Annotated in this window: 18 protein-coding genes and 1 pseudogene; 5 read left to right on the forward strand and 14 right to left on the reverse strand. The window is 61.4% G+C overall.

Annotation, left to right across the window (positions count from 1 at the left end; translation table 11 throughout):
- Positions 1-67: 67 nt before the first annotated feature.
- A complete protein-coding gene (locus ACQUTP_RS02595; RefSeq protein ID WP_025999264.1) occupies positions 68-643 on the forward strand; it encodes a TetR family transcriptional regulator in 576 nt (191 codons plus the stop codon).
- Positions 644-853: 210 nt separating this feature from the next.
- Here the strand turns inward: ACQUTP_RS02595 and nhoA are convergent, their stop codons facing one another.
- From nhoA to ACQUTP_RS02615, 4 genes are all read right to left on the reverse strand, one after another.
- A complete protein-coding gene (nhoA, locus tag ACQUTP_RS02600; RefSeq protein WP_094308862.1) occupies positions 854-1,699 on the reverse strand; it encodes an N-hydroxyarylamine O-acetyltransferase in 846 nt (281 codons plus the stop codon).
- 76 nt (positions 1,700-1,775) lie between these two features.
- Positions 1,776-3,431 (reverse strand): ABC transporter permease, encoded by a 1,656-nt coding sequence (locus tag ACQUTP_RS02605; RefSeq protein ID WP_285755921.1) that lies wholly within the window; start codon positions 3,429-3,431, stop codon positions 1,776-1,778.
- Between the two features lie 55 nt (positions 3,432-3,486).
- Positions 3,487-4,455: an ABC transporter substrate-binding protein gene (locus ACQUTP_RS02610; protein WP_192079878.1), complete on the reverse strand. Its 969-nt coding sequence runs from the start codon at positions 4,453-4,455 to the stop codon at positions 3,487-3,489.
- Positions 4,452-5,153 carry an ABC transporter ATP-binding protein gene (locus ACQUTP_RS02615; RefSeq protein ID WP_285755917.1) on the reverse strand — a complete coding sequence of 234 codons (702 nt, stop codon included), beginning with the start codon at positions 5,151-5,153 and terminating at the stop codon, positions 4,452-4,454. Before ACQUTP_RS02615 ends, ACQUTP_RS02610 begins: the two co-directional genes overlap by 4 nt.
- Before the next feature lie 214 nt (positions 5,154-5,367).
- Between ACQUTP_RS02615 and ACQUTP_RS02620 the strand changes: the two genes are divergently transcribed.
- Positions 5,368-5,949 (forward strand): flavin reductase family protein, encoded by a 582-nt coding sequence (locus ACQUTP_RS02620; protein ID WP_032456131.1) that lies wholly within the window; start codon positions 5,368-5,370, stop codon positions 5,947-5,949.
- A gap of 55 nt (positions 5,950-6,004) precedes the next feature.
- Here ACQUTP_RS02620 and ACQUTP_RS02625 read toward each other — a convergent pair whose 3' ends face one another.
- Positions 6,005-6,829, reverse strand: coding sequence for a helix-turn-helix domain-containing protein (locus ACQUTP_RS02625; RefSeq protein ID WP_004202721.1), 825 nt, complete (start codon positions 6,827-6,829; stop codon positions 6,005-6,007).
- A gap of 204 nt (positions 6,830-7,033) precedes the next feature.
- Between ACQUTP_RS02625 and ACQUTP_RS02630 the strand changes: the two genes are divergently transcribed.
- The 3 genes from ACQUTP_RS02630 to ACQUTP_RS02640 are packed head-to-tail and all read left to right on the forward strand — an operon-like array spanning position 7,034 to position 11,656.
- Positions 7,034-8,602 carry a family 78 glycoside hydrolase catalytic domain gene (locus ACQUTP_RS02630; protein WP_064187175.1) on the forward strand — a complete coding sequence of 523 codons (1,569 nt, stop codon included), beginning with the start codon at positions 7,034-7,036 and terminating at the stop codon, positions 8,600-8,602.
- A 23-nt stretch (positions 8,603-8,625) separates the two neighbouring features.
- On the forward strand, positions 8,626-10,008 hold the full coding sequence (locus tag ACQUTP_RS02635) for a glycoside-pentoside-hexuronide (GPH):cation symporter (RefSeq protein WP_043519650.1): 1,383 nt from the start codon (positions 8,626-8,628) through the stop codon (positions 10,006-10,008).
- Between the two features lie 43 nt (positions 10,009-10,051).
- Positions 10,052-11,656 carry a carbohydrate porin gene (locus ACQUTP_RS02640; protein WP_135728727.1) on the forward strand — a complete coding sequence of 535 codons (1,605 nt, stop codon included), beginning with the start codon at positions 10,052-10,054 and terminating at the stop codon, positions 11,654-11,656.
- Between the two features lie 39 nt (positions 11,657-11,695).
- On the opposite strand, the gene pptA is transcribed toward ACQUTP_RS02640, so the two are convergent.
- The 9 genes and pseudogenes from pptA to ACQUTP_RS02685 all read right to left on the reverse strand — a co-directional run bounded on the left by pptA (position 11,696) and on the right by ACQUTP_RS02685 (position 20,205).
- Positions 11,696-11,923: a tautomerase PptA gene (gene pptA / locus ACQUTP_RS02645; RefSeq protein WP_032456134.1), complete on the reverse strand. Its 228-nt coding sequence runs from the start codon at positions 11,921-11,923 to the stop codon at positions 11,696-11,698.
- A gap of 70 nt (positions 11,924-11,993) precedes the next feature.
- The gene (locus ACQUTP_RS02650; RefSeq protein ID WP_032456135.1) at positions 11,994-12,611 is read right to left on the reverse strand and encodes a glutathione S-transferase family protein; all 618 of its coding nucleotides are present in this window, start codon (positions 12,609-12,611) and stop codon (positions 11,994-11,996) included.
- 77 nt (positions 12,612-12,688) lie between these two features.
- Entirely contained in the window at positions 12,689-13,540 is an 852-nt protein-coding gene (locus ACQUTP_RS02655) for a transporter substrate-binding domain-containing protein (protein ID WP_074440910.1), read from the reverse strand.
- A 38-nt stretch (positions 13,541-13,578) separates the two neighbouring features.
- Positions 13,579-14,358 (reverse strand): amino acid ABC transporter ATP-binding protein, encoded by a 780-nt coding sequence (locus ACQUTP_RS02660; protein WP_023318389.1) that lies wholly within the window; start codon positions 14,356-14,358, stop codon positions 13,579-13,581.
- Entirely contained in the window at positions 14,342-15,268 is a 927-nt protein-coding gene (locus ACQUTP_RS02665) for an amino acid ABC transporter permease (RefSeq protein WP_023318390.1), read from the reverse strand. Before ACQUTP_RS02665 ends, ACQUTP_RS02660 begins: the two co-directional genes overlap by 17 nt.
- 9 nt (positions 15,269-15,277) lie before the next feature.
- On the reverse strand, positions 15,278-15,787 hold the full coding sequence (locus ACQUTP_RS02670; protein ID WP_032456136.1) for a GNAT family N-acetyltransferase: 510 nt from the start codon (positions 15,785-15,787) through the stop codon (positions 15,278-15,280).
- Between the two features lie 11 nt (positions 15,788-15,798).
- Positions 15,799-18,062, reverse strand: a pseudogene (locus ACQUTP_RS02675) (NtaA/DmoA family FMN-dependent monooxygenase).
- A gap of 24 nt (positions 18,063-18,086) precedes the next feature.
- Positions 18,087-19,208, reverse strand: a complete 1,122-nt coding sequence (locus ACQUTP_RS02680) for a M20 peptidase aminoacylase family protein (protein ID WP_080846777.1) — start codon at positions 19,206-19,208, stop codon at positions 18,087-18,089.
- Complete coding sequence (locus ACQUTP_RS02685; RefSeq protein ID WP_004202735.1) at positions 19,198-20,205, reverse strand: MsnO8 family LLM class oxidoreductase; 1,008 nt, start codon at positions 20,203-20,205, stop codon at positions 19,198-19,200. The genes ACQUTP_RS02680 and ACQUTP_RS02685 overlap by 11 nt, the downstream gene beginning before the upstream one ends.
- Positions 20,206-20,234: the final 29 nt, after the last annotated feature.

Here is a 20,234-nt window from a genome sequence, read left to right on the forward strand (position 1 = left end):
CCGGATTGTTGAACGCATGTCCAACTTTTTGTTACACTCGGCCAAAGCCAGATAACAGCGGGGTTCTATGCACTATTTACAGCGGGATGAGCGACGGGAAGGGATTATGCAAGCCGCCATGCGCCTGGCGCTGCGCGGCGGCTTCAGCGCCATGACCGTGCGGCAGATCGCCCGCGAAGCGCAGGTGGCCGCCGGGCAACTGCACCACCACTTCGCCTCCATCGGCGAGCTGAAGTCCCAGGTGTTCATCCGTCTTATCCGCGAGATGCTCGACATGCCGCTGGTGGCCGAGGACGCCAGCTGGCGCGAGCGGTTATTCTCGATGATCGGCAGCGAGGATGGCCGGCTGGAACCCTATATCCGCCTGTGGCGGGAAGGCCAGGTACTGGCCGACAGCGACCCGGACATCAAAGCGGCCTACCTGCTAACCATGACCATGTGGCATGCCGAGACCGTGGCGATCGTTGAGCAGGGCCTCGCCTGCGGTGAGTTTCATTCGACCGAGCCGCCGGCGGATATCGCCTGGCGTTTTATCGCCCTGGTGTGCGGCCTCGACGGGATTTACGCCCTCGGCACCCAGACCCTGGACGAGACGGCGTTTAGCCGTTATTTGAATAAGATGATTACTCTGGAATTGTTTTAGCTGACTTTGACATTACGACGATAACGATCCTCTATGGCGCGGCGTAGTTCCATCGCAGGCATTGGCTGCTGGCGGAAGCCATTTAACGCGTTGTGCCGTTAGTTTACCGGATCGCGGCTACGCCTTACCCGGCCTACATAAACGCTTCTATCTCCCTTCGATATCTTTCCCCAGGCCCGGTCAGCGCAGCGCCGCCGGGCATGAGGAAATTTACTTCCCGGCTTCCGGATGCGTATCGAAAGCCGCCATCACCGCCGCCAGCGCCGCTTCGCTGAAGCCATGTTTAGGATCGTCCACGCCCAGGCCGAAGCGGGTTTGCAGCCCTTCGTACAGCGCGGAGACATCGGCAAAATCGACCTTCTCCACCACGTGGTTATTTTCCCAGTGGGTAAAGTGGAAATTGGTAAGGGTCATTTTGCCGCCGTCCAGCAGATGACGACACATCAGCAGGTGGTGACGAAAGTGTGACTGCGGCCAGTGCGCCGACCAGAAGTTACCCATCACATAATCAGACGCATACTGGCGACCTAAATCGAAATGGTACATCGACTGCCAGTGCTCGTGATGGTTGAACTGCAGCGTCCACTCATCCCCTTCATGCACCAGACGATAGCTGCCATGCGGCGTCTGCTGCGGGATATCGGCCAGCAGCTTAATCGGCGCGGTCAGCGTCTGGCCACCGAAGCCAACGTCGGCGATCCAGCGCTCGCCCGCCACTTCCACCAGCAATAAACGATGGGTGCGCGGCGGCATCTGCGGCGGATTGGCCAGCACCACCCGCCCCAGCAGGCTGCGGACGTTAAAGCCTATTTCGCGCAGCGCGCGCTCCAGCAGGCCATTTTGTTCAAAACAATACCCCCCGCGTCGGCCGGCGATCAGCTTCGCTTCCAGCGCCAGGTCGTCAAGATGGATCTCGCGCGGCAGCAGGACGTCGAGGTTTTCGAAAGGGATAGCGCTGTTATGCTGCAGATGCAGTTGGCGCAAGGTATCAATAGAAACATCAGGCTCTCCCGTCCAGCCCAGACGGGAAAAATAGGCGCGTAAAAAGGGACTCATCAGGGTCTCCAGCTGTTGGTGTCCGACATTTATAGCCTATATTCCCGCGCCGACCCTCTTTTTTGTGCGCTTGTCGTTAACCGCGCGTGCTGCGCTGCATCAGCGCCAGCGCCGTCAGCATCAGGAGCAGACCGGTCAACAGCGTCAGGCTGGCCATCGCCATGCCCTGACCAACGGATCCCTGTTCGAACTGGCGCCAGATAAACACCGCCACGGTCTGCGTGCCGGCGGGCGCCAGCAGCAGCGAGGTCACCAGCTCCCGGGACGCCACCGCAAACACCATCAGCATCGCCGCCAGCAGCGCCGGAAAGACCAGCGGCAGAACAATTAGCCGCAGCGCCTGCAGCGGCGATGCGCCGTGGACCCGGGCGGCGGGCTCAAGATTGGGGCCGAGTTGGCGCAGCGCGCTGCCGACATAGCGCGCCGGCCAGGGCAGCAGCAGGCAACAATAGGAGAGCAGCAGCATCCACAGCGTGTTGTAGGGCGAGCGCGGCCAGAAGGGCTGGTTCCACAGCAGGATCAATCCCACCCCCACCACCACGCCCGGCAGCGCCGCCGGCATCAGCGACAGCGCATCCACCACCCCGCGCCCTTTGATCTTCTGCACCATCACCAGCCAGGCGGCCAGCAGCCCCAGCGCGCCGACGATCAGCGCCGAACCTAGCGCCAGAGACAGGCTGACGCCGAGGGCCGACAGGGCATCGCCCTGCTGGTCGAATAGCGCCGCGAAGTGACGCAGCGTGACATTCTCCAGGCTGACTCCGCCCGAGAGGGTGCCCATCAGGCTGGTGAGCATCATCGAGACGGCGGGGACCCCGACCGCCAGGCCGCCGACGGCCGCCATCGCCAGCAGCGCGGGCAGCGTCATCCAGCCCAGCGACGTCCCACGGTTTTCTCCCGGTTTGCCGGTGACGCTGGTGACCTCCTTCTCCCCCACCAGCCGCGTTTGCAGCCACCAGGCGAACAGCGCTACCGTCATCAGCAGCAGCGACAGCAGCGCGGCGCCGGTAAGGTCCACCGGCCAGTCGGCCAGCTTTTTCTCAATGCCCACCGTCAGCATCACCACTCCCGCCCGGCTGCCCAGCGCCGCCGGTACGCCAAACTCCTCGATGGCGAGAGTAAACGCCAGCAGCATCCCCGCCGCCAGCGCCGGGGAGAGCATCGGCAGCGTCACGTGCCAGAAGGCGCGCCAGGCGCTGGCGCCATGGACCCGGGCGACCATCGCCAGCCGTTGCCCGCTCGCCAGCAGGCTGCGGGAAACGGCAAAGTAGACCACGGGAAAAATATTAAAGGTCATCACCAGCACGATCCCGCTGCGGCTGAATAGCAGATCGTTTAGCTGCCAGCCGGTCAGCTGCTGCAGATAGCCCTGGCGTTGCAGCGCCAACATCCACGAGAGCGCCGAGATATAGGGCGGCGTCAGAAAGGGGATCAAAAACAGCAGGTCCCATAGCCGGGGCAGCGGCAACGAAAACATACCGCGCAGAATGCCGAGCGGCAGGCCAATGAGGACGCTGGCCAGCGCCACGCCGCCGGCGATCCACAGCGTACCGCCGAGCATCGACATCAGCTGAGGGTCCGCCAGCAGCGGCGAGACGCCGCCAAAGGCGTCATGGAGCGAACCGGCGCTGAAATGGGGAAAAATTGCCTGCAGCAGAATAAACAACAGCGGTAACGCGACCAGCAGCGTCAGGGCAGCAAGGGTCACGCCGGAAAGGAATTTTTGTTTCACAGCGGTTCCTGAAACGAAGCGTTCTCCGGCGGCCAGCGCCGGAGAACCGTGTCAATTAGTGGGCATACAGCTGACTGAAGCGGGTCAGGACGGCGCTACGCTCGCTACTCCCCTCGCCGCTGGTGGGCAAGACCTTCAGCGCGTCCAGCAGCGGGCGTTTAGCGGCCACATCGCGGCGAGCGGGCATCAGCCAGGCGTCGGCGACCCGCGCCTGACCTTCCGGCGACAGCACGTAATCGATAAAGGCTTTGGCGTCGTCGGCATGCTGGCTGGTTTTGAGGATCATCATCGGGCGTGGGGCAATCACCGTCCCGCTGGGCGGGAAGATCACCTTCAGCGACTCGCCCTGCTGAATATTGCCGTAGGAGACATAATCCACCGCGCCGAACACCGCCGCTTTCGCCCCCTGCATCACCGGCGTCACCGCCTGGGCGTTGGGGCCGCTGACCACCATGCCGTTCTTTTTCAGATCGTCAAACAGCTGCCAGGCCTGGTCGCCCATGCTGTTTTGCAGGCCAATCAGCAGATCCAGCGACGCGCCGGAGAGCGCCGGGTCAGGCGTCGTTACCTTATCTTTAAACGCCGGCTGGGTGAGATCCCGCCACTCTTTCGGCTCCGGAGTGCCGCTTTTGCTGTTCCAGACGATGCCAAGCGCCGAGACCCCCTGGGCGATATAGTCCGCCGATTTCAGATTAGCCGGTACCTTGTCGGCGTTGGCGCTGTGAAAAGGCAGCAACCAACCCCGCTGGTGCAGATCCTCCGCGGTATCCCATGAAGCGGAGATCAGCACATCCGCCTGTGGGTTGGCCTGCTCGGCCTCCAGACGGGCCATCACTTTGCCGGTGGTGGCCTGGAAAACGGTCACCTTCACCCCGGTCTGTTGTTCAAAACCGCTGGCCAGGCTTTTCGCCAGCGAGCCAGGGCCGGCGGTGTAAACGGTCAGCGCATGGGCGCTTGAGAGCATCATGGCGGAGAGAGCCATCGCGAGTACCACTCCTTTCTTAACGGTCATAACGGTGTTCATACAACGTCCCCCGAGGTTGGCGTAACGGCGCGGACAGCGGCCACGCGGCCCGCGGATAAATGGACTATCCGGTCGGCTAACAGCTCGGCTTCACGGCGGTCATGGGTAACATACACGGCGGTGATGCCGAGCTGGCGCAGCAGGCGGCTCATTTCGCCACACAGCGATTCGCGCAGTTCGCTGTCCAGGTTGGAGAGCGGCTCATCAAACAGCAGCACCCGCGGCGCGGCGACGATCGCCCGCGCCAGCGCCACCCGCTGCTGCTGGCCGCCGGAAAGGCCTGAAGGTTTACGTTCGGCAAAGCCGTCGAGGCCCACCCGCGCCAGCGCCTCGCTCACCCGGCGCTCGCGTTCGGCGCGGGCAATGCCGCGCATGCGCAGCGGAAAGGCGACGTTCTGCGCCACGCTCATATGCGGCCAGAGGGCGTAATCCTGGAAAACCATGCCGATATCGCGTTGTTCCGGGGGCAATCCCCAGCCTGCGCGGGCCACCAGCCGATCGCCAAAGCGGATTTTACCGCTGGCCGGCACGCTCAGCCCCGCCAGCAGGCGCAGCAAGGTGCTTTTGCCGCAGCCGGACGGGCCCAGCAGCGCCACAATGCTGCCGGGTTCGATATGCAGCGAGAAGCGATCGAGAATGGGGGTCTCTGCGAAGGCGAATGAGACCGCCTGCAGAGTGATAGGGGTCAGCGCGCGCATTGTCGCCCTCCCTTGCGGGAAAGCAACCCCTGCCCGGCGGTCGACATCCGACGGGGCGCGCTCACCTGGGATAACATCAGGGGAGCCAACATATTGTGATCCTCTTTGGGACTTTGTGCTGGCGACTATAGTCAGACGAGATGACGTATTGATTACATTTTCATTGCGGCTTAACGTATTACCCGCCAACCGACCCATTACTCAAGGAACGCCTATGAGCCGCTTTCGCCACGTGGAACTGCAGTATGCCAGCCGCCTGCTCAACCACGGTCCGACCATTTTGATCACCAGCTACGACGCTGCGTCCGACCGGCGCAACGTCATGGCCGCCGCCTGGTCGATGCCGGTGGAATTCGCCCCGCCGCGGGTGGCTATCGTGGTGGATAAAAGCACCTGGACGCGGGAAATCATCGAGCGCAACGGCACCTTCGGCATCGTGGTTCCCGGCGTGGCCGCCGCCAGCTGGACCTACGCCGTCGGCAGCGTCAGCGGCCGCGATGAAGACAAATTCAATGCTTACGGAATTCCGGTGGTGACCGGTCCGGAGCTGGGCCTGCCGCTGATCGAGGAGAAGTGTCTGGCATGGATGGAGTGCCGTCTGCTGCCGGCGACGGCGGCCCAGACCCAGTACGACACCCTGTTCGGGGAGGTGGTGTCTGCCGCCGCCGATGAACGCGCATTCGTCACCGGACGCTGGCAGTTCGACGACGATAAGCTCAATACCCTGCATCATCTTGGCACCGGCAATTTTGTCGCCAGCGGTCGTCATGTGCGGGCAAACTCCCTCGACGAATAAGCGTGACCTGCCGCGGGTGGCAGATTTTTCCCCTGCCCGGCCTGCGGCCCCCCTTTTAACCCGGTGGGCGGCGGCGATCGGCGCTTGGGGTCAGGCCAAACACTTTTTTATACAGGGTGGTAAAGTGGTTGCTGTTGGCGAAGCCGCACAGATAAGCCACTTCGGTAATGGTCATCTCCGTTTCGCGTAATTTGACCCGCGCGGAGACCAGTCGCAGACGTTTCAGATAATTATCCGGCGTTAATCCGGTGGCCTCTTTAATATGGCGAAACGCCGTGCGGGTGGTGAGATGAAATTGCTCTGCCAGCTGCTGCCAGTTATGTTCTTCGAAACAGTGCTCCTGCAGCCAGGTGAGTAATTTATGCAGTTTATAGCGGGTGCTGCTATATTCGGCTTCCGACTCGGCTGTGAGAATGGTGGTCACCAGCTGGAAAAAGAGAGACTCCCGTTGCGGGGTATTATCCGCCGCCCTCAGCGCCGGGGAAAATATCTTTTCCACCAGTTCCCGACAATAGCTGCGGGTCTCCGGTGCCAGCCAGCCATAGCAGGCGGCGCGCTGCGCCGATAATTGCTGCAGCAATCCCTCCATCTGCTGTAAATAGCGAAAGGCCACCGCCGGATTAATTAAGACATTAATCAACTTCAGCGTCCCCAGCTCATCATAATAGTGGACATCGCCAGGCTGGACATAAAATACATCGCCCTGCTGGATATACAGCGGGCGGCCATTAATAACGTGTAATCCATGCCCCTCCTCGACGATCACCAGCTCGGCAAACTCGTGGCCATGTTCCTGGCTATTATCTTCCGGGTCGCTGGCGTACATGCCGAGCTTATCCTGGGGGTGGGTGAAATAATACTCAACGGTCAGTGTCATCATTACAGCAAATCCTGAACAGCCTGGTGCGCAGGGGCACGATAATCTATTCCGGCCTTCGCCACGCGCCCGATGTGCGGATTTGTGATCGCCAGCGCCCCCACCTCATTATTCCTGCCATTTTCACTGACGGTTTGGCATTGCCAGAGTGGTGGTGCCGCCGGACGACGGCCTATGCTGCGCCTAACCTAATGGAGAGGACGCAGTATGTCACAGGCAATTCAATACAATTCCAGTGTGGCGATGACCCGCCATCCGCATTTATTAGAGCGTGCGGCCGCCCTAACGCCCGCGCTACATCGTCAGCGCCAGGCGCCGCAGGCCATCGTCGAGGCCGTCGCCGATCCGGCGGCGCTGAACGGCTGGCGGGGACACACCGTCTGCACGCCTGAGCAGTTTTATCAGCAGCCGCTTCGCGTCGGCGACAGCATCATCATTGACTTTGGCAGCCATTTTGTTGGCTACCTGCAGTTCAGCTGCCGCAGCGTCGGCAGCCCGCCGGATGCCCCGGCCCATCTGCACTTCACCTTCGGCGAAACGCTGAGCGAAGTCTGCGAGCCGTTCAGCGAGTACCAGGGGTGGCTGAGCAGTAGCTGGTTGCAGCAACAGGATCTGTGGCTCGACGTCCTGCCCGCCCGGGTTGACCTGCCGCGTCGCTACTGCCTGCGCTACCTGAAGGTGGAAATCAAAGCGCTGTCGCGCAAATTTCGTCTGCAGTTCGATGAGATAGCCCTGGAAACCGTTACCTCAGCCGGCAGCCCGCAGCCGGCGGTCATCGCCGATTCGGAGCTGAAAGCCATTGATGACGTCGCGGTTCGCACCCTGCAAAACTGCATGCAGGAGGTGTTTGAGGATGGGCCGAAACGCGACCGTCGGCTGTGGCTCGGCGACCTGCGCCTGCAGGCGCTGGTCAATGACGTGACCTTCGGCCACCACGATCTGGTCCGCCGCTGCCTGTATCTGTTTGCCGGCCATACCCGGGAAGATGGCATGGTCTCCGCCAATGTCTTTGTTCAGCCTGACGTGCGCGCCGATGACACATTTCTCTTTGATTATTCATTATTTTTTGTCGACGTACTCTATCACTACCTGCAAAGCACTGGCGACATGGAAACCGCCCGTGAACTGTGGCCCACGGCGCGACGGCAAATCGAGCTGGCGCTGACCCGCTGCGATACCCGCGGCCTGGTACGTGACAGCGATGACTGGTGGGTATTTATCGACTGGCAGGCGGAACTGAATAAACAGTCGTCGGCGCAGGGGGTGCTTATCTACTGCCTGCAACGTGCCCTCTGGCTGGCGCAGCGTGTTGAACCGCAGCGGGTAGCCGACTACACCGCTACGCTCGCGCAGCTGAAAGAGGCCGCCCTCCGCCACCTGTGGGACAGCGAGCGGCAGGTGTTTATCAGCGGCGCCGCGCGCCAGGTCTCATGGGCATCGCAGATCTGGCTGGTACTGGCGGAGGTTGGCACCGCCGGGCAGCGGCAAGCGCTGATGCGCCGCCTGCAGCAACATCCGCCCGCCATTGCCATGAATACCCCGTACTTGCGCCATCATCACATTGTCGCCCTGCTGCAATGCGGCCTGCGCGAGGAGGCGGTAGCGGAGATCAAGGCCTACTGGGGAGCGATGGTCGACTACGGCGCCGACACCTTCTGGGAAATTTTCGATCCGCAGCATCCTGACTTTTCCCCCTATGGCAGTAAGCTCATCAATAGTTACTGCCATGCGTGGAGCTGTACGCCGGCCTGGTTTATTCGCCAGTACGGACTTTAACAACAACGATAAGCGAGTGATTTATGGCAGAAACAACGTTTACCCTGTGGCGGCAGCGCCTTGGCTATGGCATTGCCGATCTCTCCTGCAACCTTGTGTGGCAGATGATCTCTCTGTATCTGATGTTTTTTTACACCGACGTGATGGGCCTCCCGGCCTATTATGTCGGGCTGATGTTCCTGGTCACCCGGCTGGTGGACGGCGTGGCCGACGTGCTGATGGGGCTGGTGATCGACAATACCGCCACTCGCTGGGGGCGCTGCCGTCCGTATCTGCTGATTGGCGCGATCCCCTTTGGACTGCTGTGTATTCTGGCCTTCTACGTGCCCGATTTCGGCACCACCGGTAAGCTGATCTACGCTTTTGTCACCTATTTGTGCCTGTCGTTTCTCTATACCCTCGTTAATATTCCATTCTGCGCCATGCTGCCGTTTCTGACGAACGACTCGCGAGAGCGCACGACGCTGTCGGCAGTGCGTATTCTGCTCGGCTCGCTCGGGGCGACCATTGTCGCGGTCGCCACTCTGCCGCTGGTTGGCGCGCTGGGGAAAGGCAATCAGGAGCACGGCTTCTTCTATACGGCGGTAGTTTTCGGCGTTATTGCCACCTTTTTTCTGCTGGTGAGCTTCCGGAACGTTAAGGAAAATATCAGCATTACTCAGGAGCGCATGACCTTAAAACGCGCCTGGGTCAGCCTGCGCGCCAATCGACCGTGGTTCGTCTTCGCCATCAACATTTTCCTGATGTGGGGCGCGTTTTTCTTTCAAACCGGGGCGCTGGTCTACTTCTTCCATTATTACGTCGGCAATAACGAACTCACGGCGGTCGTCGCCGGAATCTCCACCTTCGTTCCCCTGCTGGGCACCCTCACCGTGCCGCTGCTCGCCAGCCGAATGAAAAAGCGCCACGTGTATCTGGTCGCCAGCGCGATCAACCTGGTCGGCATGGGTATGATGATGGCGGCAGGCGTTAATAGCTGGGGTCTGGTTGCCGGAGCGGTCGTGTTATCGCTTGGCGCCGGACAGCGCACGGCAATTTACTTTTCCATGCAGGCCGATCCGGTGGATTACGGGGTATGGAAAACCGGCATCAATACCGCCGGCATTTTAACCTCCATCAACGGCTTTCTTGGCAAGGTGGCTATGGCGGGCGCAGGAGCCATTACCGGGGTACTGCTCTCATCCGCCGGTTATATCGCTAACCAGACGCAAAGCGACGGCGCGATGCTGGCGATAAAAGCCTGCTACCTCTATATCCCCGCGCTGCTGATTGTGGCCTCAATGTTGTGGATGGGTCGCTTCTACCGCCTCGACGACCAGTACGAGCAGATCCGCGCTGACCTTGACGCTGGACGCCGTGCGCCGTCGAACGCATCGTCTGTTGGTGGAGAAAACCACGCCCTGTAAGGCGCAGCACACCCTTCATACCTCTGAAAAAATAAGGATTGATATGCGTATCTCTTTGATAAGCGCAGCGGTTTGCTGCGCCCTTTTTTCGGCTTACGGCGCGAGTGCGGCCCCACTCACTGTCGAGCAACGGCTGGCTCTGTTGGAGGCCCGGCTTAATCATGCGGAGCAGGAGGCCGGAGAGGCCAAACGTCGGGCGCAGCAGGCGGAGCTGCGCACCAGCGCCGCGGAACAACGCGCGGCGGCAGCGGAAAAGCAGGTGCAGGCGCTCAGTCAGCGCACCGCAGCGACCGAGCAAAAGCAGCAGGCTGCCGACAAACAGCTGGCGAAAAGCAGCCTCAGCGATGGCTTCGAGTTCAACGCCTACGCGCGCTCCGGGATGCTGGTTGACAGTCATGGTAAAGGCGCGCGCGGCGGGCCGGGAATCTCCCCGGCCAGTTCGCTCAACGGCGATGCCCACGTTGGCCGTCTCGGCAACGAGAAAGATAACTACGTGGAGCTCAGCTTCGGCAAAAAAATGACCTTCAGCGACGGGTCATGGGCGCACTTTAAAACCATGCTTGCCGACGGGGCAACCAACCCGGATCCCTGGGTACAGGATAACGACAGCCACCACCTGAACGTACGTCAGCTGTACGTCGAGATGGGCAATTTCGCCGATTTTTCCGGGCCGTTCAGGAGCGCGTCCATCTGGGCGGGCAAGCGTTTCGACCGCGATAATTTCGATATCCACTTTACCGATAGCGACATCATGTTCCTCGGTGGCACCGGCGGCGGGATCAATGATGTCGACTGGGGAAGCGGCCTGCGCGGCGATTATTCGGTGTATGCGCGTAACTTCGGCGACCTTGGCAGCGATAATTACGCGGATAATGACATCCAGAATCTGCTGTTCACCGCAAACCATTTTTACGGCAACTGGCAGCTGATGACCACGGTGATGACCGCCCAGGGCAACGATGACCTGAAAGATAATACCTCGACCACCGGGAGCTATGCCCTGCGCAGCGATAACACCGCCAAAAACGGCTACTACGCGATGCTGGCCCTCCACGACAAACAGCAGTTCTACGGCCTGGCGCCGGGGGTGTCGGAAAGCGCCCTGCAGTACGGCGTCGGGCTGGGCGCCGAAGCGCGTCAGCCGGGGAGCGATGGCGACCTGACCGAGAACGCGGCCTCCCTGCGCTTTGCGTCGTACGGGATCCTGCCGCTGGGGAAAAACTGGCAGCTGGCGCCGTCGGTGATCGCCCAGCACAGCGAAGACCGCTATCGCGACGGCGACCGCTACGACTGGGCGACGTTTAACATGCGGGTATCGCAAGGGATCTCCGCTCACTTCGCCCTGCTGTATGAGGCCTCGTGGCAGTATATGGATCTCAATCCGAACGGGCGCAGCTATCGCTATAATGACAACGTTTATCAGTATCAGGCGGTGCGCGGTGATTTCTACAAGCTGACCTTCGCCCCCACCTTTAAAGTGGGTGATGTGCTGGACATCAAGGCGCGGCCGGAAATCCGCTTCTTTGCCACCTGGATGAACTGGGATAAAGACCTGGATCGTTATGCGATCAACGATGATTTCGGCAGCAAAGGCTTTACCGCTGGCGGGACATGGAACTTCGGCGTGCAGACGGAGATTTGGTTCTGACCGAGCGTCACTGGCGGGCATCATGCCCGCCAGTGGCAATTACATGCTATAACCCGGCTTCTTAATCAACTGCGCCATCTGCGGGGCGATCTCACTATCCCACACCGCCTGCCACGCGTCCGGCTCAACCTGGGTGAGCGCGACGCTGACCGCGCTCTCTTTGCTGTTCAGATGACGGATCAGCACCTCGGTAATGTCGGCGGCCAGTGCGGTTTTTTGTTCCTCAGTCAGTTCACGGGGAAAACATTTAATATCTACATGCGGCATAGCAAAGACTCCTTGTGGTCAGAGCCATAACGCTACCACACAATGGCCGTTATGGTTGGCATCGCGTGCGTTAAATCAGCTTGTTACGGCGCAGCGTCGCGGCCAGCTCCGGTCGCTGGTAGACCGCCCGGGCGACGGCGGCGAATTTTGGCGCGTGGTCGTCAAACCACGCCTGCCGCGGCCCCCAGCTGTACATCGCCGCGATATAGCAGTCCAGGAGGGTAATCGACGCGCCCAGCGCCCACGGCCCGGCGGCCAGTTGCTGTTCGAACCAGAGATAGAGATTGTTCCGGTACTGGCGACAATTCTCCACCAGCTGCTCCGCCGCGGCGGGCGCCCAGCGTTCCGGATAGTCGGCATAGGTAAAGGTAGGATAGACATTAGCCACCAGCCAGACCAGCAGGCGCTGAAACTGCTGACGCTGCGGCGTCCCCGGCGCGGGGGCCAGGTCGGGACGCTGGTCGAGGATCATCAGCGCGATGGCGGCGGTTTCGGTCATGATGTTGCCGTCGGCCAGCCTCAGGGTGGGCACCTGACACAGCGGGTTAATCTGCCGCAGGCGCTCGCGCGCCGGGCCGGGCTGGTCAAAGCCCTCAACGTCAACCACCTCGTAGGGAATATCGGCCAGGGAGAGCATCAGCTCGCTAATCGTCGAGCCCCATCCCGGCACGCCATAAACGGTAATCATGGTCTGCCTCCAGGATAAAGCCTAAGTGTAGGCAGAAAATTACCGCTCACCCAACCGGCACACCATGGCCCGGGTGGTTAGTAGGTGATCCCCGGCGGGTTGACCACCGACTGCGCCACCGCCTCGCCCTGCTCTCCCCAGCGCGCCAGCACCTGCTGATATTCACCGCGGGCAATCGCCCCGTCGAGGGCTGCCTGCAGGGCAAAGACCAGGCCGTTGCCTTTTTTGGTGGTTGTCGCCACCCACGCTTTTTTCGGCCCCAGGCCTACCACCCGGGTCTGGCCATTAAGGGCCGCTTTATAGGCGGCCACCGACTGCGGGCCGAAAAAGATATCCGCCCGCCCGGACTGGATATAGAGGTTGCCGGAGGCATCATCGGTCAGGTAGACCGGCTGGGCCGGCGGCCGCCCGGCGGCCCGGTTGTCCTCATTCCAGCCCAGCAGGATCCGCTCCTGGTTGGTGCCAGACCCGACGATCACTTTGCGCCCGGCGAGGTCTGCGGGTCCGTTTACCGCGGCGATGTCGCTGGTGGATTTCACCGAGAAGGCCAGGGAGTCCACCCGGTAGGTGGCGAAATCGAACTTCTCTTTGCGCTTCTCGGTTACCGCGATATTGATCAGCGCCACATCGTAGCGGCCGGCGGCGATGCCCAGCGGCCAGTCCTCCCAAGCGGTGGGCACCAGCCTGAGCTTCAGGCCAAGGCTCCCGGCCAGCAGGCGGGCTATATCCGGGTCGCTGCCGATCCGCGTGCGGTTGTCGCTGGCCAGCAGCGCCAGCGGCGGAGAATTGAGCGCCGAGATCGCCACCGTCAGCGTCCCCGGTTCCACGAAGCGATAGCCCGGTGGAATTTTCGCGATCGCCTGCGGGTCGCGGGTGACCGGCAATGGCTGCTCATTGGCGCGCAGATCCAGCGCCGCGTGAGCGTCCAGCGCCAGGGCGCTGAATACAAGGGTCGCTATCGCTCTGTTCATGACGGCAGCACCCTGGATAAAAACTGCCGGGTACGCGGATGCTGCGGATGGTTGAGCACCTCGTCGCTGCTGCCCTGCTCGACGATCCTGCCGTCGACCATAAACACCACCTGGTCGGCCACCTCGCGGGCAAAGCCTACCTCGTGGGTCACCACCACCAGGGTGGTGCCGGAGCGCGCCAGCTTTTTGATCACATCCAGCACCTCGCCCACCAGCTCCGGATCCAGCGCCGAGGTGGGCTCATCAAACAGGATCACCCGCGGGTCCAGCGCCAGCGCCCGGGCAATAGCGATACGCTGCTGCTGGCCGCCGGAGAGATGCCGCGACCAGGCATCTGCTTTATTGCGCAGTCCAACCACGTCCAGCAGCTCCCAGGCACGGGCAATGGCCTCTTTGCGCGTGGCCTGCTTGTGGGCGATCGGCGCCTCTATCAGGTTCTCCAGCACCGTCAGGTGCGGAAACAGGTTAAAGTTCTGAAACACGTAGCCGACGTTGATCCGCTGGCGGAGGATCTCCTTCTCTTTCATCTCATACAGCTTGTCGCCTTTGCGGCGATAGCCGATATAGTCGCCATCAATCTGAATAAACCCTTCATCAACGCGCTCGAGGTGATTAATGGTGCGCAGCAGCGTGGACTTGCCCGAACCGGAAGGGCCGAGGATCACCGTCACCGTGCCCGGAGGTATCTCCAAGGACACATCGTCCAGCGCTTTGTGGCGGCCATAGTATTTGCTGACGCCGGTGATAGAGATATGGCCATTACGAGAGCTGGGCATGGACGGCCTCCTGGGGCTGTGGTTGACGTGCGGGTTGATTCAGACGGCTGCTGCGGGCGCTGTTCACCGCCGAGCGGCGCTCGCTGCGCGCCAGGCCACGTTCCACCAGGTACTGAATGGCGGAGAGAACGCTGGTGATCGCCAGATACCAGGCGGCGCCGACCATCAACAGCGGGATCACCTCCTGGGTACGGTTGTAGATCATCTGGATGGTGTAGAACAGCTCCGGCATCGCCAGGACATACACCATCGCCGTTCCTTTCGCCAGACTGATGATCTCATTGAAGCCGGATGGCAGAATGGTGCGCAGCGCCTGCGGCAAAATAATGCGCAGCGTGCGTCGCCAGGCGGGCAGCCCCAGCGCGGCAGCGGCCTCATACTGCCCATGGTCAACGCCGAGGAAGCCGCCGCGAATAATCTCCGCGGTATAGGCGCTCTGCACCAAGGTGAGGCCCACCACCGCCGTGGAGAATTGCCCCAGCACGTTTATCGTCTGGTAGCTGGCCCAGGTGACGCCGGTAAACGGGATCCCCAGCGACAGGGTGTCGTAAAGATAGGAGAAGTTGTAGAGAATGATCAGCACTACAATCAGCGGCAGCGAGCGAAACAGCCAGATATAGCCCCAGGCAAGGCTGCTGAGCAGCCAGGATGAGGACAAGCGGGCCAGCGCCAGCAGGCCGCCGAAGATCACGCTCAGCACCGTGCCGAGCAGGGTCAGAAGCAGGGTTTGTCCCAGCCCTTCGAGGATCACCGGGTCAAAGAACCAGCGGGCGAAGACGCCCCACTCCCAGCGCGGGTTGAAGGCCACCGACTGGATCACTACCGCCAGCACCAGCAGGGCCACCAGGGCTCCCACCACCCGCAGCGGATAGCGCGCCGGCACCACTTTTATCGTTTCAGATGTATGCATAATGCCTCCTCAGGCGCTGTGGCTAAAGGCGCTCACCGCCAGCGCTTTAGTGAACCGCAGCCGGCCATCGTAAGGCGGCTGACTGTACTCTTCCGGGTCTCGCGCGAGGTCAAACTGCGCCTCATACCCCTGGCTGAGATAGAGCTTTACCGCCTCCGGCTGGCGGAAGCCGGTGGTCAGGTAGATATGGCTGTACCCGGCCAGCACCGCCCGCCGCTCCAGCTCCTGAACTACTTTCGCCGCCAGCCCCTGCTGGCGCAGACGGCGGTGCGTCCAGATACGTTTGATCTCTGCGGTGTGGCGATCCTTAGGTTTATAAGCGCCGGTGGCGATAATTTCGCCCTCACTCTCAAGGACGATAAACAGCCCCTGCGGCGGCAAATACCACTCGCTCAACTCCACTTCCGCATCGCGGGAAAAATAGTCGCCGTAGCGGGCGGCGTATTCAGCAAACAGCCCGCTAATAATCGGCTGCAGCTCCGGGGCGTCCGGAGAAATATCGCGGAATGCTTCGCTCATCGCGCCTCCTGTCAGTCGCCCAGCCCGGGCGGGTTGATTTCCGATTGCGGTATGCTTTCCACCCCTTCTCCCCAGCGGTTAAGCACTTTGGCGTAGTCCCCGCTGGCGATAGCGCCGTTCAGCGCCGCCTGGACGGCATTCACCAGCCCGCTGTCTTTTTTCAGCGTTACCGCGATATGCGCCGCTTTCGGCCAGCCGCCGTCGACGCTGCCCACCAGTTTGGTTTTGCCGGTCAGCGCCGCCTTCCATGCGCCAATTACGTTAGGGCCGAAAAAGGCGTCGGCTCGCCCGGTCTGCAGCGCCAGCGTCTGGGCGGCATCATCCTTGGTGTAAACCGGGGTAAACGGCTTCAGCCCCTTCTTGACGTTCTCCGCGTTCCACGCCAGCAGGATCGCCTCCTGGTTAGTACCGGAGCCGACGATAATCTTCAGCCCGGCGATGTCCTCCGCCTTGTCAATTTTGTTCAGCGGACTGGTGCTTTTGACGTAGAAGCCCAGCGAATCTTTGCGGTAGGTGGCGAAATCGAACTTCTCTTTTCGCTCTTTGGTGACGGTAATATTGCTGATCGCGGCATCATATTTGCCGGAGGTGACTCCCAGCGGCCAGTCTTCCCAGGAAGTGGGAACTACGTTCACCTCCAGCCCGAGACTCTCCGCCACCAGCCGGGCGATATCCGCCTCGCTGCCGAGCAGGGTTTTGTTGTCATCGGCGAAGACCGTCAGCGGCGGTGAGTTCAGGGCCGCCACCGCGACGGTGAATTTCCCCGGCACCGCCAGATGCAGATCTTTCGGCAACAGGGCAATGGCCTGCGGGTTTTTCGCTGTGTGAATCGGCGTTTTGTTGGCCTCCAGGCTTACCCCGGTGCCATTGATCTTGACGTCCTGTGCCCACGACGAGGCGCTAAATGCCAACGCGACGGCCAGCAAGAGTGTTGTTTTCTGCATAGCGTGATTCTCTTTTCTTATTTTTGGAATTGATTAGCGGGTAGCGCCAGGCCCAGACTTTCCCGCAGGGTGGTGCCCGGATAGTCGCGACGGAACAGACCGCGCGCCTGTAACAGAGGCACCACCTCGTCAACAAAGCGCGGGAAGGTTTCCGGCGTGCCGCCCTGAATGATGAAACCGTCCGCCGCGCGCTGTTCGAACCACAGCTGCAGGCCATCGGCGACATCGCTGGCGGTGCCGGTAAAGCGCGGACGTGGGCTCGCGGCCTCCAGGGCCACCTGGCGCAGGGTTAATCCCCGCTCGCGGGCGTGACGTTTAATCTCGTCGGTGGTGCTGCGGAAGCTGTTTTGTCCCAGGTCGCCAATATCCGGGAACGGTTCATCAAGCGGGTACTGCGAAAAATCATGGTGTTCGAAATAGCGCCCAAGATAGTTCAGCGCATCCTCGATGGAAACCAGCGCCGCGGTAGTCTGGTACTGACGTTCCGCATCCTCGGCGTCATCCCCGACGATGACGCTGACGCCCTGGAAGATATGCAGTTGGTCCGGGGTGCGCTGATATGCGCTGAGTTGGCTTTTGACATCCTGATAAAATGCCTGCGCCTCGGCCAGCGATTCCTGATGGGTAAAAATGGCATCGGCGTGGCGTGCGGCTAATTTCTTGCCGTCGTCCGACGCGCCAGCCTGGAAAATAATCGGCCGTCCCTGTGGCGTGCGGGCAATATTTAGCGGCCCGGCCACTTTAAAGAAATCGCCATGGTGATCGAGCGTATGCAGTTTATTTTTATCAAAGAACTGGCCAGTCTCCTTATTGCGCACAAAGGCGTCCTCTTCCCATGAATCCCATAAGCCTTTCACCACCTGCAGATATTCATCGGCAATGCGATAGCGCAGCGCATGATCCGGATGCTGGGCCCGGGAGAAGTTTTTCGCCGACCCTTCCAGCGGCGAAGTGACCACGTTCCAGCCCGCCCGCCCCTGGCTTAAATGGTCAAGGCTGGCGAACTGTCGGGCGGAGGTAAACGGCTCGCTGTACGAAGTGGATAAGGTCCCCACCAGCCCCAGCCGCCGGGTAACCGCGGCCAGCGCGGAAAGCACCGTTAAGGGCTCGAAGCGATTTAAAAAATGGGGAATCGATTTTTCATTAATATATAAACCGTCGGCGACAAAAATAAAATCCAGCTTACCCGCTTCCGCTTTTAACGCCGTCTCTGTAACAAAATCAAAATTAATACTGGCGTCGGCCTGGGCCGCCGGATGACGCCATGCGGACATATTTCCCGATGCACCATGTAATATGGTTCCCAGACGCAATTGTCGATTTTCAGACATAGCTACCCCTTCCCCTGCCATCCGTTAAATGTGTTGTAACGCTTCTTCCGCGAGCCGGGCGAAATAATGCGCCGCGGGCGCAATCAGCCGTTCATCCGGATTAAATGCCGGATGGTGCAGACCATATTCGCTGGCGCTGCCGATGCTGACGAACGCCCCGGGAATATGCTGAAGATAGACCGCAAAATCTTCGCCACCGAGATGCAGATCGGCGTGATGGGTGCGGTACCCGGCCTGGGCCGCCACGTCGCTGGCGAAGTCGGCCCAGCGGGCGTCATTGACCAGCGCCGTCGGGCCGGCGTACCAGAAGACGTCAATCTGTGCGCCAAAGGCGCTGGCGAAACCGGCCGCGATCTCGCTGACCCGGGCCTTGACCCGCTGCTGCACTTCACTGCTGTGGGTGCGCAGCGTCCCCTCCAGTTCGACGCTCTCCGGCAGCACGTTCCAGGTATTGCCTCCCTGGACCCGCGTCACGCTGAGCACCACTGAGTCGAGGGTGTTCACTTCCCGGCTGGCCACGCTCTGCAGCACCGTCACCAGCTGGCTGGCCAGCAGGATCGCATCCTTTCCTTCATGTGGGCGGGCGGCATGCGCCCCCTTCCCGGTCACTTTGAAGACGAAGCGGTCGACGTTGGCGTAGAACGCGCCGCCGCGGGTGGCAAATTCGCCCACCGGCAGGCCGGGCTCATTGTGCATACCAAAGATCGCCGACACGTCCTCCAGCGCCCCGGCGCGGATCAGGGTTTTCGCGCCGCCAAAATTTTCCTCCGCCGGCTGAAACAGGATCCGTACCCGCCCCGGGAGTTCCGCTTCCCGCTCCTTCAGCAGCAGCGCCGCCCCCAGCATCACGCTGGTGTGAATATCATGGCCGCAGGCATGCATCACCCCTTCATTTTGCGAGCGGTAAGGCAGACCGGTCGCCTCCTCGATGGGCAACGCGTCGATGTCCGCCCGCAGGGCAATCACCTTGTCGCCGCTGCCGACTTCGGCGACCAGCCCGGTTTTCAGATCGAAGGGCAGCAGAGTCAGCCCGCCGCTCTGCAGCCAGTCGCGGATCCGCGCGGTGGTGGCTACTTCCTGTAGGGAGAGCTCCGGGTTCTGGTGCAGCTCGCGCCGCCAGCTAATCAGTTGTTGTTCAAAGGACATTCAGCACCTCCTTGCCGTAGTGAGCCTGCGCCAGCAGGCGCAGGGAGTGCAGGCGCGCTGGCCCGTCGCTAATGGGGGTATCAATGATTAATTCATCCAGCCGATCTTCCGCCTGCAGCGCGTCAAGCCGGGCTTTAACCTGTTCGGGAGTACCGGAGATCAGTGAAGATTCGCGGCGGTGGATGCGTGTCGGCCGGCTGCCAGCCTGGCGGGCAAAGGCGACGGCCTGAGCCTCACTGCCGACGGTCACCCGCTGGCCGTTCTCCAGCTCGACGCCCCACACCTCGACCTGCTGCGCCAGCGCAGCGGCGGTGGCCGGATCGTCAGCCACCACCACCTGCACGGCGACGATCGCCTCACGCGGGCTGAGCTCGCGCCAGCGGTTGATCACCGTGCGGCGCAGCGCGCTGTCGCCATTGAGATGGGCCGCAAACACGAAGTTCCAGTCAAGACGGGCGGCCAGTTCCGCACTCTCCAGGCTGGCGCCGAGCAGAAATCCGTCGGCCCGGCGCGGCGGGATCGGCGTGGCGCGCAGGCTCTCCTCTCCCCCTGGCTCAGTCAGTGACAGCCAGTTATCCAGCTGCGCCAGCTGATCGGCAAAGGTCCCTTTCTCCTCCTGATGCAGGCCCTGCTGCAGGGCGCGGGTGGAGAGCGGCAGGCCGCCAGGCGCCTTGCCCACCCCGAGATCGATGCGACCCGGCGCGAGGGCGGCCAGCAGGTTAAAGTTTTCCGCGACTTTATAGGGGCTGTAGTGCTGGAGCATGACGCCGCCGGACCCAAGACGAATGCGCCGGGTGTGGCCCAGCAGCCAGGCGATAACCAGCTCCGGAGAGGGGCTCGCCAGCTGATCGGTATTGTGGTGTTCGGCGACCCAGAAGCGGTGATAGCCCCAGGCTTCGGCGTGTTGCGCCAGCGTTAATGTGCGCGCCAGCGCCTGCGCGGCGGTTTCCCCGGCGGCAAGCGGACTTTTATCCAGGATACTGATTCGATAAGACATTTCGCAGGCTCATATGAAAGTACGTGCCT

The sequence above is a fragment of the Klebsiella sp. 2-CIP_Kleb. genome (genome assembly GCF_050378715.1).
Taxonomy (GTDB): Bacteria; Pseudomonadota; Gammaproteobacteria; order Enterobacterales; family Enterobacteriaceae; genus Klebsiella; species Klebsiella quasipneumoniae.

Coding starts and splice junctions, on each gene's coding strand:
- ACQUTP_RS02640 (WP_135728727.1), top strand. CDS start 10,052: ATGCGTATCTCTTTGATAAGCGCAGCGGTTTGCTGCGCCCTTTTTTCG.
- ACQUTP_RS02630 (WP_064187175.1), top strand. CDS start 7,034: ATGTCACAGGCAATTCAATACAATTCCAGTGTGGCGATGACCCGCCAT.
- ACQUTP_RS02595 (WP_025999264.1), top strand. CDS start 68: ATGCACTATTTACAGCGGGATGAGCGACGGGAAGGGATTATGCAAGCC.
- ACQUTP_RS02670 (WP_032456136.1), bottom strand. CDS start 15,787: ATGAGCGAAGCATTCCGCGATATTTCTCCGGACGCCCCGGAGCTGCAG.
- ACQUTP_RS02635 (WP_043519650.1), top strand. CDS start 8,626: ATGGCAGAAACAACGTTTACCCTGTGGCGGCAGCGCCTTGGCTATGGC.
- ACQUTP_RS02665 (WP_023318390.1), bottom strand. CDS start 15,268: ATGCATACATCTGAAACGATAAAAGTGGTGCCGGCGCGCTATCCGCTG.
- ACQUTP_RS02620 (WP_032456131.1), top strand. CDS start 5,368: ATGAGCCGCTTTCGCCACGTGGAACTGCAGTATGCCAGCCGCCTGCTC.
- ACQUTP_RS02625 (WP_004202721.1), bottom strand. CDS start 6,829: ATGATGACACTGACCGTTGAGTATTATTTCACCCACCCCCAGGATAAG.
- ACQUTP_RS02685 (WP_004202735.1), bottom strand. CDS start 20,205: ATGTCTTATCGAATCAGTATCCTGGATAAAAGTCCGCTTGCCGCCGGG.
- ACQUTP_RS02650 (WP_032456135.1), bottom strand. CDS start 12,611: ATGATTACCGTTTATGGCGTGCCGGGATGGGGCTCGACGATTAGCGAG.
- ACQUTP_RS02680 (WP_080846777.1), bottom strand. CDS start 19,208: ATGTCCTTTGAACAACAACTGATTAGCTGGCGGCGCGAGCTGCACCAG.
- nhoA (WP_094308862.1), bottom strand. CDS start 1,699: ATGAGTCCCTTTTTACGCGCCTATTTTTCCCGTCTGGGCTGGACGGGA.
- ACQUTP_RS02610 (WP_192079878.1), bottom strand. CDS start 4,455: ATGAACACCGTTATGACCGTTAAGAAAGGAGTGGTACTCGCGATGGCT.
- ACQUTP_RS02660 (WP_023318389.1), bottom strand. CDS start 14,358: ATGCCCAGCTCTCGTAATGGCCATATCTCTATCACCGGCGTCAGCAAA.
- pptA (WP_032456134.1), bottom strand. CDS start 11,923: ATGCCGCATGTAGATATTAAATGTTTTCCCCGTGAACTGACTGAGGAA.
- ACQUTP_RS02615 (WP_285755917.1), bottom strand. CDS start 5,153: ATGCGCGCGCTGACCCCTATCACTCTGCAGGCGGTCTCATTCGCCTTC.